Source organism: Streptomyces sp. KL116D (genome assembly GCF_030766975.1).
Taxonomy (GTDB): Bacteria; Actinomycetota; Actinomycetes; order Streptomycetales; family Streptomycetaceae; genus Streptomyces; species Streptomyces longispororuber_A.
This window is the reverse complement of the sequence record NZ_JASERH010000109.1, coordinates 109,013-122,255: the sequence shown is the minus strand read 5'-3', so window position 1 is coordinate 122,255 and position 13,243 is coordinate 109,013. Positions and strand designations below refer to the sequence as shown.

The following is a 13,243-nucleotide window of genomic DNA, read 5'->3' as shown; positions in this document are numbered from 1 at the left end:
CCGTCCGCACCCCGGAGGACCTGGTGCGCGCCTTCCGCGCCACGGCGTCCCCCGAGGCGTTCCGGCTCGCCGGGCACCTGGCGGTCGGAGTGCCGCACCTGCCGGTGATGCGGCTGGTCCACGCGGCCCTCGAACGCGATCCGCGACCGCAGCACCTGGCCGAGGTCGTCCTCAGCGGCCTGCTGACGACGACACCGGGGCCGCCCGGCTCGTACGCCTTCCGCGACGGCGTCCGCGACCTCCTGCTCCGCTCCCTCCCCCGCTCCTCCCGGGGCCGCACCACCGCGTTCCTGGCCCGGGTCGGCGGCCTCATCGACGAGCGGGCCGGGGTGGGGGCCGGGGAGTTCCGGGCGACGACGCGGGGCGCGGAGGGGGAGGCGTTCGCGGCGGTCAGTGAGGAGAGCGTGCGGCGGTTGTCGGGCGGGCAGCGGACGCTGGGCGACCGGTACCGGCTGGTCCGCGCGCTGGGGACGAACGCCAGCGTGTGGGAGGCACGCGACCTGGACACGCGCACCACCGTCGCGGTGAAGCTGCACAGCCCCCTGGACGCCACCCGGCAGGCGGCCTTCCACCGCACGCTCACCCGGCTGGCCCGGCTCGACCATCCGAACGTGGTCGCCGTGCACGACTTCGGCGTCGACGACGGGTCGACGTACGTCGTCATGGAGCATCTGGACGGCATCCCCCTCAACGCGCTCGCCGCGCCCACCGGTTACCGGCTGCCGGGTCTGGTCCTGTCCCGGCTCGCCCAGGACGTCGCCGCCGGGCTGCTCGCCGTGCACGGCATCGGCGCCGTGCACGGCGACGTCGGCATGGCCCGGATCGTGCTGCTGCGCCACGGCACGGCCAAACTCACCCTGTTCGCCGAGGGCCGGCGGGCGGACGACGAGGGCCGGCGGCGGGACGTCGTCGAACTGGGCACGATGCTGCGCCGGTTGAACGCGCCGGAGCGCGTCACCGCGGACCTGCTGTCCAGCGACGCGGACCGCCGGCAGGCCGCGCTGCGCCGACTCGCCGACCGGGGTTTCACCACGTACGACCGGGAGCGCCACTCCTACCGGCTGCTCGGGCGGCCGGAGTTCGTCCTCACCGGCCTGACCCAGGAGACCTACGTGTCCCTGGAGTTCGCCGAGGAGCAGGCGATGCTGTGCATGCTGCTGCTCCGCTCGGGCCGGACCGTGACGCACGCCGAGCTCACCGAGGGCATCTGGGGCGGCCGGCCGCCCAAGGGCGTGCTGGGTCTGCTCGGCTCGTACGCGACCCGGCTGCGGCACGCGGGCGCGGGCACCATCGCGACGCTGCCCGACGGCTACGCCATCCACACCGGCACCGACACCTTCGACGTGGACAGTTGCCAGAACCTCGTCGGCGCCGCCGAGGCGAAGCGCGCCGACGGCGACCTGGCGGCCGCCCGCGACCTGGTCGCCGACGCCCTCGCGCTCTTCCGCGGCACCCCCCTCGACGGGGTGCCGGGCCCCGCGGCCCGCACGGCCAGGACCCGTCTGACGCAGCTGCGTCTCACCCTTCACCGCACCGCCGCCGAACTCGACCTGGACCTGGGCGAGTACGGCCGGGCCGCGACGGACCTCGCCGGACTGACCCGCGCCCACCCCTCCCGCGAGGACTTCCGCCGCCTCCAGATGATCGCCCTGCACCGGCTCGGCCGGACCGACGAGGCGCTGGAGGCGTACGAGGACTACGAGGCGGTGGGCGGGCGGGTCGGGCCCGGCCTGGAGGAGCTGCACCGGGATCTGCTGGCGGCCCGCGACACGGTGACGGCCCCGTCCCGCACCTCCGTCACGTTCGACCTCGCCGACGGCGCCGGGCTCGACCTGCTGCCGGTCGTCGTCGGGCTGATCGAGGCGGCCGGTCTCACCGCCCGCGAGCACGCCCTGCAACCCCTCCCGGCCGGCGGCTACGAGGTCGTGGTCAAGACGGACCGGGCCGCCGAGCGGCTCCTGGAGACGACCGTGACCCGCCTCCCGGCCGCCCTGTCCGAACTGCCCGCAGGGGTACGGGTGGGGGGCCTCCCGGCGGGCGTGCACGTCACGGTGACGTTCTGGCCCGCGGGCCCCGCGCACCGCGCCGCCCGCGACGGCCTGCGCGCCGACCTCGCCGCGCACGCGGCGGCCTCCTGCGTGGCGGTGGCCCCCGGCCTCGTCGACCCGTACACGGTCAGCGCGCTGGGCCTGCGCGCGATGGGCGGGGACCCGCCGGCGTACTGGTACCGCATGGTGACGGCCCAGGGCCTGGACCGGCTGCACCGCCTCACCTCGGCCCTGCGCCACCTGTCCGTGACGGCGGACCCGTCCCACCGCATCGCGCTGACCAGCCTCCTCGCCGAGCGGCTCGGGCAGCCGGTCGACCTGCACCACATCGGCGACCTGGCGGCCACCGCGCTGAACAGCCCGACCGGCGAGAGCACGATCCTGGACGCCGTCCGGGACACCCAACTCCCGCAGGTCACGGCGGAGTTCACCCGAACCCTCACGTCGACGGACGCCACGCCCGACACAGGCACCGCCACCGCCACCGCCACCGCCACCGCCACAGGTACCGACACCGAGGACCGGGCCGAGGATGCGGCCGCCGCCACCGATCCCCCCGTACGCGGCCCCCTGCCGATGCCCCCGGACGGCACCCCGCCCGTCCCCACCACCGAGCACACGGTCCTCGTCCACGCCCGCCCCGACGGCAGTCTCACCCTCACCGCCCCCGACGAGACGGACCTGACCTGGGAGTACTACGAGGTCGACCTGACCGAGCGGACCCTGCGCCTCGACGGCCCGCCGGCCGCCCACGCCTCCGTCCGGGTCGACGACCCCCTGGAGGCGGCGCAGACCCCCGCCCTGAACCTGGCCGCCGCCCTCACGGAACGCCTGGAGACGGAGGCCGCCCGCCTCCCCGCCCCCGTCGACACGGAGAAGCTCCACCGCCGCCTGGACCGCTGGCCCCTGCCGGGGTACGTGGTCCGCTGGCACTTCCCAGAGCCCGGACGGACGGACCTGACCTAACGGGCAGTCACACCGACTGGCTCATACGTTTTTTCACCCGCCCGGCCCTGCCTCACCCGGCCCATTCCAGCGCGCGGAATCCCGGCTTCGGCCGCACGATGCCAAAAGGGCCGCAGCCGCGGCCCGTCACGGTCTGCGCTCTCGGGAGGATCTGCCATGACCGTCAGTCTGGAGCAGTTGCGCCGCTGCCACTTCGCCGTCGACCTGGGTGCCGCGCGCACCCGCGTGTACGTCAAGGGCGCGGGTCTCGTCGTCGACGAGCCGAGCGCGGCCGCGGTCAACACCCGCACCGGCGCGCTGATCGCGGTCGGCGAGCTCGCGGAGAAGATGACGGGGCGCACCCCCGGCTACATCCGCGTGGTGCGGCCGGTGTCGGGCGGCACCGTCGTCGACATCGAGATGGCGCAGCGGATGCTGCGGCACCTGCTCGGCGAGAAGCTCCGCCGCGCCCTGCGCCGCAAGCCGCGACTGCGGGCGGCGGCCTGCACCCCGCACGACGCGGACCCGCTGGCGCAGCGCGCGGCGGTGGAGACGCTGGTCGGGCTCGGCGCGCGCCGGGTCGAGCTGGTCGACACCCTGATCGCCGCCGCGGTCGGCTGCGGACTGCCGGTGGAGCAGCCCGAGGCGACCATGATCATCGTGTGTGGTGCGGCCACCACGCAGATCGCCGTGCTGTCGCTCGGCGCGATCGTGACGGCCGACCGGGTCCCCGTCGGCGGCGACGCCATCGACCACGCCGTCGTACAGCACCTGCGCCAGCAGCACGAGTTGATGCTGCCCTCACAGTCCGTACGCCCCCTGCAGCTCGCGCTGAGCGGCAACGGCCTCACCCCGCACGGCCCCGAGCACACCGAGATCCACGGCCGGGACGTGGCCACCGGCCTGGCGCGTTCCGTGCACGTCGACACCTCCGCGGTGCGGCAGGCGATCCACACCCCGCTGACCGCCGTCCTCGACGGCATCGGCAAGGTGCTCCGCGACTGCCCGCCCGACCTGGTCGCCGACCTCGCGGACCGCGGGATCATGATGGTCGGCGGCAGCGCGCTGCTGCCCGGCCTCGACCAGATGCTGCGGGACGCGACGGGCATGCCGGTGCACATCGCCGAGCGCCCCGACGTGTGTGCCGTGCAGGGCCTGGGCGCGATGATGGAGGGCAAGATCCAGCCGCTGGTCCTCGACCCGCTGGCCGGCTGATCCCCGTACGCCGCTCGACGACGCATGGACGATCGGGTCCGCGGTGAGCCTGGTGAACAGGGGCAGGCCACTGACGCGAGCGGGAGGACGGCCGTCACGATGACCACGAACACACGCGAACCCGGGGTGCCGTCCGGTCTCTCCGTCCTCCTGGAGGCGGTGCTGAGCGTCGGCACCGAGCTCGAACTGCGGTCCGTGCTTCAGCACTTGGTGGACAGTGCCGTGGCCCTGACGGGTGCCGCGCACGGCGTGCTCGACGTCGTCGACCCCGGGCACGGCTCGCTCCTGGAGTCGGTCAGCACGGGCACCCCGGACACCGGCCCGTCGCCCGCGGTGCTGGCCGTCCCCATCCACGTGCAGGAGACGGTGTTCGGGCGGCTGCGGCTGACCGGGAAGGCGGCGCCCGGGTTCACCGACGACGACCTGGACCTGCTGCGGGTCCTCGCCACCCAGGCGGGCATCGCCGTCGGCAACGCCCGGCTGTACGAGACCGCCCGTCAGCGCGAGCGCTGGATCGAGGGCGCCGCAGCGGTCACCACGGCGCTGCTCACGGGCCGCGCGGAGGACGCCCTGACCACGGTCGCGGAGCGGGCCAGACTGCTCGCCGACGCCGCGGCGGGCGTGGTGCTGCAGCCGACGGAGGCGGGCGGCATGGAGATCGTGGCGGCCAGCGCCGTGGACGACGCGCACTCCCTGCTCGGCACGACGATCCAGCCGGGGAGCGCGGTCCTGGCCCAACTCCTCACCGGGGAGCCGGTGTTCATCGACGACTCGGCGAACGATCCGCGGATGACGACGGACGTCCGGGTCCGGTTCGGCCCCAGCATGATGCTGCCGCTGCAGGCGGCCGGGAAGCTGATCGGCACGCTGGCCCTGCCCCGCCGCCGCGACGCCCGTCCGTACACCTCGGTCGACCACCTCCTGGCCACCCAGTTCGCCTCGCAGGCGGCGCTCGCCCTGGTCCTCGCCGACGCGCAGGCGGGCCGCGAGCGGCTCGCCGTGTTCGAGGACCGCGACCGGATCGCGCGCGACCTGCACGATCTGGTCGTCCAGCGGCTGTTCGCGACCGGCATGATGCTGGAGTCCGCGCAGCGGCGGGCGCGGGTCGAGGACGTCCGGGACACGATCGGCCGTGCCGTCGACGAGCTGGAGTCGACGATCCAGGAGGTGCGCACCACGATCTTCGCGTTGCAGCAGCCGCCGGCCGACGCCCCGACGACGTTCCGCGGGAAGGTGCTGCGGGAGACCGCCGGCGCGGCCGCGATCCTCGGCTTCGCGCCGTCCGCGCAGTTCACGGGCGCCGTCGAGGCGACCGTGGGCGAACCGGTGCAGGCGCAGCTCCTGGCGGCCCTGCGCCGAGCGCTCGCCACGGCGTCGCGGCGGACCGCGATCTCCCGGATCGAGGTCGCGGTCGACGCGACGGCGACGCTGCCGGACGGCCGTCCGGCGGTCCGGCTCACCGTGACGGACGACGGGCGGCGCGAGGACGGGGCGGAAGGGACGACGGTGACGTGGCAGTCGCCCCGGTGACGGCGGCCGGGCGAGCGGCGCTTCGGGGATGAGCGGCGCCGACTCCGTTCATCCCCGGCGCTCACCGCTGGTTCACGGTCGAGGGGAGCGTACGGCACCCGGCTGTGGGCCGTCGCGCCGCAATACGCGGTGATGTCCACAAAGCGCGGCGCGGATCTTGGCGGTGCCGGCGCCCGGGTCAGACGCCCGGGTCAGACGCCCGGGTCAGACGCCCGGGTCAGACGCCCGGGTCAGGCGCCCGGGTCAGGCGCTGCGCAGCGTCTGCGAGGGCGTCTCGCCGAACCGGACGCGGTAGCGGCGCGCGAACCGGCCCAGGTGCGCGAAGCCCCATTCGTAGGCGACGTCCGTGACGGTGACCGTGCCGGGCACCGAGGCCCGCAGCTGCTGACGCACCCGTTGCAGCCGGACCTCGCTGACGTACGCCATCGGGGACATGCCCACGTTCCGGCGGAACGCCTCTTGCAGGGTGCGCAGGCTGACCTGGGCGATCGCGGCGAGCCCGGCCGCGTCGTAGGGCTCCGCCGGCCGTTCCCGTACGGCGTCCATGACGCGCTTGACGGCGGCGGGCCGCATCCCGGGCGGTGGCGCCTCCAGGGCCTCCCGGTACGGATGGTCGGAGGCGAGCAGCAGCCCTTCCAGCAGGGTCTGTTCGAGCCGTCCCGCGATGATCGGCTGGTGCAGCAGGCCGTGCGAGACGTCCTGCTCCAGCAGGCTCCACTGCACGAGGTTGGTCCAGCTGCGGCCGGGGCCGCGGGAGATGTCCAGATACGGTCCGAACCGGGGCGGTCTGGCCAGCGGCCGTCCGAGCAGGGTCTCCAGCTGGGCGTGCAGGGCCGCCTTGTCTATCTTCACGGTGAGGCAGTAGCAGTCGGCGGACCACTCCTCGATGCGGATGCCGTGCCCCGGATCGAAGAACACCGCCCGGTCGGCCGTGGTGCACGCGGCCGGCCCGCCGCCCTGCCGGACGGCGAAGCCGCCGGTCAGCGGCACGGCGACGTGGTGGACGCCCGGTTCGCCGAAGCTCATCCGCATCTCGGCACCGAACGAGATGTCGCCGACGGTGAGCGCGCCCAGGGTGACGACGCCGAGGCTCGCGACGAACTCCCCGGCCCCGCGCGTCACTTCGAGGTCGAGGTCGTAGTAGTGGGCGGCGATCGCCGTCCGCGTCTCCTCGACCTCGCGCGTGACGTACCGGTGGAACTCCGCGCCCCGGCCTTCTCCCGCAGCCACCCTGATGCGCCCCCTCCGCCCCGCTCGTCGAACGCGGCGACCTCGACAGCATTGTCTCCCCACCACCCTGCGCGTCCACCTCGTCCTGCAAACGCCCTCGCCGGATCAGGGAATCGCTCTTATCAGGGTCCACCCGCGGCATTACCCGCAACTCCCGCCACAATGAACCCCGATGTCCCTTTTCCTCGTGACGAAGGTCGCTCACCCCTCTGACCTGGCCCGATGCCGTCGATCAAGGCGCGTCCCCAACTCCCCTCCACGGCCCGGGCACTGACGCCCTTTCGGTTGTCGCTTTGCACTCGGCAGTACAAATTCCGCCTCCATAACCGGGTGGTAGCGTCGCCGGCCGACGAACCGAATACCGAATTCCCATTCTCCGAGCCGCCCGTTCCCCGGGCGGCTTCGGAGTTTTGGGACACAGCCGTGAGGAGCCGACGACCGTGGGCCACATGCACCACTTCAGCGCGGGCTGGGTGACCCCCGTCCTGTCGTACGTCATGGCCGTGCTCGGCAGCGCGCTCGGCCTGCGCTGCACGGTGCGGGCGCTGGGCACCGAGGGCAGGTCCCGGCGGAACTGGCTGCTGACGGCCGCCGTCGCCATCGGCGCGGGCATCTGGACGATGCACTTCATCGCCATGCTCGGCTTCGGCGTCTCCGGGACCCCGATCCGCTACGACGTCTGGCGCACCGTGCTCAGCCTGCTCGTCGCGATCGTGGTGGTCGGCGCGGGCGTCTGCACGGTCGGCCACTGGCGCTCCCGGATCCCCGCGCTGCTCGCCGGCGGACTCGCCACCGGTCTCGGCGTCGCCTCCATGCACTACCTGGGCATGAGCGCCGTGCGGCTGCACGGCCGGATCACCTACGCACCCGGGCTCGTGGCGCTGTCGGTCGTCATCGCGGTGGTCGCCGCCACCGCCGCGCTGGGGGCCGCGCTCATCGTGCGCCGCCCGGTGGTCGCGGCGCTCGCCGCGCTGGTGATGGGCGTCGCGGTCAGCAGCATGCACTACACCGGCATGGCGGCCATACGGGTCGCCGTCACCCCGGGCGGCGGCGAGCTGAGCGGCGCGACCACCACCGACTTCATCTTCCCGCTGGCCGTCGTGCTCGGCTCGTTCCTCTTCCTCACCTGCGCCTTCGTCGCGCTCTCCCCCACCGCCCGGGAGCGGTCGGCCGCCGCCGAGGCCGCGCGTCCGCTGGCCGACGTCGAGCTCCCGGCCACCTGAGACCGCCCCGGAAGAGCTCCGGAAGCTCCGGAAGCTCCGGAAGCTCCGGAAGCTCCGGAAGCTCCGGAAGCTCCGGAAGCTCCGGAAGACCGCCCCGAAGAAGGCCCCGCCCCCCGTCCGCCCGACGCAAGGTTCCCGCATGAGCGCCACGCCCTCCCCCGGCGGCCCGCCCCGCCGCACGCTCCGGCTCGGTCCGAAGTCGGTCCGCGCGAAAGTCGTCTGCCTGCTGATGGTGCCGGTCGTCTCCCTGATGGCCCTGTGGGGCTGGGCGACGGTCGGCACGGCCTCCCGGATCGCCGACGTCCAGCGCCTCAAGGACGTCAACGCGGCGCTGCTGACCCCGGTCTCCCGCGTCACCCGCGCCGTCCAGGCCGAACGCACGGCAACGCTGCGCGCCCTGGCGTCCCCGACCGGCGGGCACCGCGACGCCGCGGCCGCGGCGGGCCGCGCCACCGACCGGGCGGCGACGGCCCTGCGGCGCGGCGTCGAGAGCACCAGCGCCGACACCGCCGCCCTGGACGCGGCGCTGCCCGCCCGCATCGACCGGCTCCTCGGCACGCTCCGCTCCGTACGGGACCTGCGCCCGGCCCACCCGGACGGGAGCGTCCGGTCGGCGTACCTCGCCTACGGCACGGCGGTCACCCGTGCGTTCGCCGTGCAGTCGGCGCTCGCGTCCGTGCAGGTGGACGGAGTCACCTCGGACGCCGCCTCCGTGCTCGCGCTGGCCCGCTCCCGCGAGGCGCTGGCCCAGGAGACCGCGCTGATCGCCCACGGCACATCCGCGTGGGCCGGGGCGGAGTTCGTCGGCGCCGCCCACACCCGCCGCGCCCTGCTCACCCCGGCCGTCGACGATCTGCGCCCGGGCGACACCGCCGCCTACCGCGCCGTCCTGGACGGCGCGGCGGCCACCCGGCTGACCGCGGCCGAGGACGCCGTGGCCGCGTCCGGCGGCGCGGCCCTGGCCGGACGCGCCACCGCGTCCTGGGACGCCGACGCGGACGACGTGCTCGGCCGGCTCGCCGCCGCGGAGGACCGGGCGAGCACCGGGGCGGCCGCCGCGGTGCGGCCGTACTCGGCGGCGGTGCTCGGCGGTTCGGGGCTCGCCGTCGGACTCGGTCTGCTCGGCGCGCTCGTCTCGCTGCTGCTGTCGGTCCGGATCGGCCGCGACCTGGTCACCGAGCTGGTCGAGCTGCGCGACCGGGCGTTCGGGGTGGCCGGCCGGCGGCTGCCGGAGGCGATGCGGCGGCTGCACGCGGGCGAGGACGTCGACGTCGACCGCGAGGCACCGCCCGCCGGGGGCGCCGCGGACTCCGGTGAGATCGCGCAGGTGGGCAGCGCGCTCACGGCGGTCCACCGGGCGGCGCTCAAGGCCGCGGCCGAGCGCGCCGAGCTGCTCAGCGGCATCTCCGGCGTCTACGTCTCGCTGGCCCGCCGCAGCCAGACCCTGCTGCACCGCCAGCTGGACCTGCTCGACGCGATGGAACGCCGCACCGAGAACCCCGACCTGCTCCAGGACCTGTTCCGGGTCGACCACCTCACGACCCGGATGCGCCGCCACTCCGAGTCGCTGCTGATCCTGTCCGGCGCCTCCCCCGGCCGCGGCTGGAGCCGCCCGGTGCCGCTGAGCGACGTGATCCGGGCCGCGGCGGCGGAGATCGAGGACCTGGCCCGGGTGGAGACCGGCGAGCTGCCCGCGCAGTACCTCTCCGGCCCCGCCGTCACCGACGTCGTCCACCTGCTGGCGGAACTCACCGAGAACGCCGCCCAGTTCTCGCCGCCCACCACCCCGGTCACGGTCCGCGGCTACGACACCGGCTCCGGCATCGTCCTGGAGATCGAGGACCACGGGCTCGGCATGACCGACGAGGCCCTGGCCGCCGCCAACGCCCGGATCGCCGCCGACGGCGTCGACCTCCTCGACACCCGGCAGCTGGGCCTGTTCGTCGTCAACCGCCTCGCGCGCCGCCAGCACGTCGACGTGACGCTGCGGCACTCCCCGCACGGCGGCGTGACCGCCATGGTCGCCCTGCCCTACGCGCTCCTGTACGAGCACGAGTCGACGTCCCCGGACGCCGCCCTGCGCCGCCGCGCCCGCTTCACCCCGCCCCCGCCCCCGTTGCCACCGCAGCCACCCCGGTCACCGCAGCCTCGTGAACTGCCCGCCCCGACGCCCCGGCACGCGGCCCCCGCACTCACCGAGGACGCCCTCCCGCGCCGCACCCGCTTCACCCACCTCGCCCCGGAACTCCTGACCGAGACCGAACCCGAGACCGGGACCGAGACCGAGACCGAGATCAGGACAGGTCCAGGAGCAGGAGCAGGAGCAGCAACGGCAAGGGCAGGCGCAGGCGCGACGCCCACCGACCCCACCACCGACCGGCCGGCCCCCGCCGACACCCCCGCACCCCTGCCGCCCCGCACCCCCGAAACGGCCCGCGCCACCCTCGCCGCCCTGCACTCGGGCCGGCGCCGCGCCCAGGAAACCCGGAAGGGCACACCCCAGTGACGACTCCTCACCCCAGCCACCGCCCGGCCGGTTCGCTCGACTGGCTCCTGGACGACTTCACGACCCGCGTCCAGGACGTCCGGCACACGGTCTTCCTGTCCGCGGACGGCCTCGTGGCCGGTGCGTCGGCCGGTCTGGGCCGTGACGAGAGCGAACGGTTCAGCGCCATCGCCGCCGGCCTGCACGCCCTGGCCAAGGGCGCGGGCCGGCACTTCCGGGCCGGCCGGGTCGTCCAGACCCTGGTCGAACTCGAAGGCGGCTTCCTCTTCGTGGTGGCCGCCGCGGACGGCTCCTGCCTGGGCGTCTTCACCCGAGCGGGCGCCGACATCGGCCTGGTCGCGTACGAGCTGGAACTGCTGCTGCACCGGGTCGGCGACCATCTCGGCGTCCCGTACCGCGCGGACGGCGGCGCATGACCGAGGACCCCCGCCCCGGTCCGGCCGGCCCGCCCGAGCACTACGACGACGCGGCGGGCCCGCTCGTCCGCCTGTACGCGATGACCCGCGGCAGGGCCCGCCCCGCCACCGCCGAACGCTTCGACCTGATGACGGCGGTCCACCCCGTCCCCACCTACCGCGACGACCCGCCGCTGCCCCCGGAACAGCGCGCCCTGCTCACCCGCTGCCGGCACGCCCCGGCGCCGGTGGCCGACCTGGCGTCCGACACGGGTCTGCCGCTCGGCGTGGTCCGGGTCCTGCTCGGTGACCTGCTGACCGCAGGGCTGATCCGCGTGACGGCCCCCGCCACCACCCGTCCGGGCCCGCACCGCCCCTCCCCGGCCGTCCTCCAGGAAGTGATCCATGGCCTCCGCGCACTCTGACGAACTGACGGCGCTCAAGATCCTGGTGGCCGGAGGCTTCGGCGTCGGCAAGACGACCCTGGTCGGCTCGGTCAGCGAGATCAGGCCGCTGCGCACCGAGGAGCGGCTGACGGCGGCGTCCGTCCCGCACGACGACCTCACCGGGGTGACGGCGAAGCGGACCACGACGGTGGCGATGGACTTCGGCCGCATCACGCTCCACGACCGCCTGGCGCTCTACCTCTTCGGCACCCCGGGCCAGGACCGCTTCTGGTTCCTCTGGGACGAGCTGGCCACCGGCGCGCTCGGCGCCGTGGTCCTCGCCGACACCCGCCGGCTGGCGGACTGCTTCGCGGCGGTCGACTACTTCGAGCACCGCGCGATCCCGTTCGTCGTCGCCGTGAACTGCTTCGACGGCGTCCGCGACCACACGGCGCCGCAGGTCGCCCGCGCCCTGGACCTCGATCCCCGGGTCCCGGTGGTGCTGTGCGACGCCCGGGAGCGCGCCTCGGGCAAGGACGTCCTGCTGACCCTCGTCGAACACGTGGCGGCGCGGCCCGCGTAGGAAGCCGTCCGCGTCGGCGCGCTGCGGCCTTTTGAGTGACAGATGGCCCGCCACCGTTTTGGTGACGGGCCATCAGGTTACGTAACCGCTGGTCACAACGATTCTTCACCACTACCCAGTGGTGGGGCGGGTGGGACTCGAACCCACGGCCGACGGATTATGAGTCCGCTGCTCTAACCGGCTGAGCTACCGCCCCTTACGGCGCGCCGCGCACATTTGTGCGCGCCGTCTGCCGCAGCATAGCCGCTCATACGATCTCCTGCCTCGGATGGTTCGGCTCTGCACGACCTTGAGGACTCCACGGCCGCGCCGGCGGTTCCACCAGGCACGAAAAAGCCCTCCGGAGTGTCTCCGAAGGGCTTGTTCGACAGCTCTCCCGACTGGACTCGAACCAGTAACCTGCCGGTTAACAGCCGGCTGCTCTGCCAATTGAGCTACAGGAGATCGAGCTCCCCCGACTGGACTCGAACCAGTAACCTGCCGGTTAACAGCCGGCTGCTCTGCCAATTGAGCTACAGGGGAATGTCTCGTTGCTTCGAACGTACCTACCTGGGTACTTGCCAGGCGGCGTGCGCTCGCTGCGACACATACATTAGCGCAAGCAGGGGGGTGCTCCGCCAATCGGTATCCCTCCGGTGATCACCGACCCTGTCAGGTACGACCTCGAACCTCGCTACGGAAGGGTGGCCGACATGCGTTACCGGCTCACATTCATCGCCGGTCTGGCCCTGGGTTACGTGCTGGGGACGCGGGCCGGACGCGAGCGGTACGAGAAGCTGAAGAAGACCGCCCGCGAGATCGCCCAGAACCCCGCCGTGCGCAACACCGCGGAGTCGGCCGCCCAGCAGACGCGCAGCGTCGCGGGCAAGGCGTTCCACTCCGTGAGCGAGAAGGTGGAGAGCAAGGTGCCGGACTCGGTGGCCGACCGGGTGCGGTCGCTGCGGGAGCGTGGCACCGGCGCCGAGGACGACGACTGGGGCACCAGCAACACCTAGGGCCTGTCTCCCGGATCCCTCCGTCCGCCCGAAGGGCGGGCCCCGCGGCGTCTGGTGCGTGCTCTCGGCGTGCCGGGCCCAAGGCCTCGTACTGGATGTACTCGGCCTTGGGCCCGGTGCGGCGAGAGCGCGTGCCAGGCGTCGCGGGGCAGGAGGGATCCGGGCGACAGGCCCTAGCGGCGCGGGA

General features: G+C 74.1%; 10 protein-coding genes and 3 tRNA genes. 9 read left to right on the top strand and 4 right to left on the bottom strand.

Going from position 1 to position 13,243, the window contains the following annotated elements; all coding sequences use genetic code 11:
- The 3 genes from RBJ77_RS42820 to RBJ77_RS42810 all read left to right on the top strand — a co-directional run.
- Positions 1 to 3,014: BTAD domain-containing putative transcriptional regulator (locus RBJ77_RS42820; RefSeq protein WP_372349942.1), on the top strand; the 3,014-nt coding region annotated here is incomplete at its 5' end.
- Positions 3,015 to 3,170: 156 nt separating this feature from the next.
- Positions 3,171 to 4,208 (top strand): rod shape-determining protein, encoded by a 1,038-nt coding sequence (locus RBJ77_RS42815; protein ID WP_372349941.1) that lies wholly within the window; start codon positions 3,171 to 3,173, stop codon positions 4,206 to 4,208.
- A gap of 99 nt (positions 4,209 to 4,307) precedes the next feature.
- Entirely contained in the window at positions 4,308 to 5,738 is a 1,431-nt protein-coding gene (locus RBJ77_RS42810) for a GAF domain-containing protein (protein ID WP_372349940.1), read from the top strand.
- A gap of 243 nt (positions 5,739 to 5,981) precedes the next feature.
- Here the strand turns inward: RBJ77_RS42810 and RBJ77_RS42805 are convergent, their stop codons facing one another.
- Complete coding sequence (locus RBJ77_RS42805; protein ID WP_372349939.1) at positions 5,982 to 6,968, bottom strand: AraC family transcriptional regulator; 987 nt, start codon at positions 6,966 to 6,968, stop codon at positions 5,982 to 5,984.
- Between the two features lie 440 nt (positions 6,969 to 7,408).
- On the opposite strand from RBJ77_RS42805, the gene RBJ77_RS42800 reads away from it, so the two are divergent.
- The 5 genes from RBJ77_RS42800 to RBJ77_RS42780 all read left to right on the top strand — a co-directional run bounded on the left by RBJ77_RS42800 (position 7,409) and on the right by RBJ77_RS42780 (position 12,061).
- Positions 7,409 to 8,191, top strand: a complete 783-nt coding sequence (locus RBJ77_RS42800) for an MHYT domain-containing protein (protein ID WP_372349938.1) — start codon at positions 7,409 to 7,411, stop codon at positions 8,189 to 8,191.
- Positions 8,192 to 8,330: 139 nt separating this feature from the next.
- Entirely contained in the window at positions 8,331 to 10,697 is a 2,367-nt protein-coding gene (locus RBJ77_RS42795; protein WP_372349937.1) for a nitrate- and nitrite sensing domain-containing protein, read from the top strand.
- Positions 10,694 to 11,113: a roadblock/LC7 domain-containing protein gene (locus RBJ77_RS42790; protein ID WP_255979899.1), complete on the top strand. Its 420-nt coding sequence runs from the start codon at positions 10,694 to 10,696 to the stop codon at positions 11,111 to 11,113. The genes RBJ77_RS42795 and RBJ77_RS42790 overlap by 4 nt, the downstream gene beginning before the upstream one ends.
- Entirely contained in the window at positions 11,110 to 11,517 is a 408-nt protein-coding gene (locus RBJ77_RS42785; RefSeq protein ID WP_372349936.1) for a DUF742 domain-containing protein, read from the top strand. The genes RBJ77_RS42790 and RBJ77_RS42785 overlap by 4 nt, the downstream gene beginning before the upstream one ends.
- Positions 11,498 to 12,061 carry an ATP/GTP-binding protein gene (locus tag RBJ77_RS42780; RefSeq protein WP_372349935.1) on the top strand — a complete coding sequence of 188 codons (564 nt, stop codon included), beginning with the start codon at positions 11,498 to 11,500 and terminating at the stop codon, positions 12,059 to 12,061. The genes RBJ77_RS42785 and RBJ77_RS42780 overlap by 20 nt, the downstream gene beginning before the upstream one ends.
- Positions 12,062 to 12,180: 119 nt before the next feature.
- On the opposite strand, the gene RBJ77_RS42775 is transcribed toward RBJ77_RS42780, so the two are convergent.
- The 3 genes from RBJ77_RS42775 to RBJ77_RS42765 form a co-directional block, all read right to left on the bottom strand.
- A tRNA-Ile gene (locus RBJ77_RS42775) sits at positions 12,181 to 12,257 on the bottom strand.
- Between the two features lie 175 nt (positions 12,258 to 12,432).
- Positions 12,433 to 12,505: transfer RNA gene (locus RBJ77_RS42770), tRNA-Asn, on the bottom strand.
- Between the two features lie 5 nt (positions 12,506 to 12,510).
- Positions 12,511 to 12,583 (bottom strand) — tRNA-Asn (locus tag RBJ77_RS42765).
- Between the two features lie 170 nt (positions 12,584 to 12,753).
- Here RBJ77_RS42765 and RBJ77_RS42760 point away from each other — a divergent pair.
- The gene (locus RBJ77_RS42760; RefSeq protein ID WP_372349934.1) at positions 12,754 to 13,056 is read left to right on the top strand and encodes a YtxH domain-containing protein; all 303 of its coding nucleotides are present in this window, start codon (positions 12,754 to 12,756) and stop codon (positions 13,054 to 13,056) included.
- The last annotated feature ends 187 nt before the right edge of the window (positions 13,057 to 13,243 follow it).

Bases quoted from the DNA above. Each gene is read 5' to 3' on its own strand.
- RBJ77_RS42815 (WP_372349941.1), top strand. From the start codon at position 3,171: ATGACCGTCAGTCTGGAGCAGTTGCGCCGCTGCCACTTCGCCGTCGAC.
- RBJ77_RS42760 (WP_372349934.1), top strand. From the start codon at position 12,754: ATGCGTTACCGGCTCACATTCATCGCCGGTCTGGCCCTGGGTTACGTG.
- RBJ77_RS42785 (WP_372349936.1), top strand. From the start codon at position 11,110: ATGACCGAGGACCCCCGCCCCGGTCCGGCCGGCCCGCCCGAGCACTAC.
- RBJ77_RS42810 (WP_372349940.1), top strand. From the start codon at position 4,308: ATGACCACGAACACACGCGAACCCGGGGTGCCGTCCGGTCTCTCCGTC.
- RBJ77_RS42780 (WP_372349935.1), top strand. From the start codon at position 11,498: ATGGCCTCCGCGCACTCTGACGAACTGACGGCGCTCAAGATCCTGGTG.
- RBJ77_RS42795 (WP_372349937.1), top strand. From the start codon at position 8,331: ATGAGCGCCACGCCCTCCCCCGGCGGCCCGCCCCGCCGCACGCTCCGG.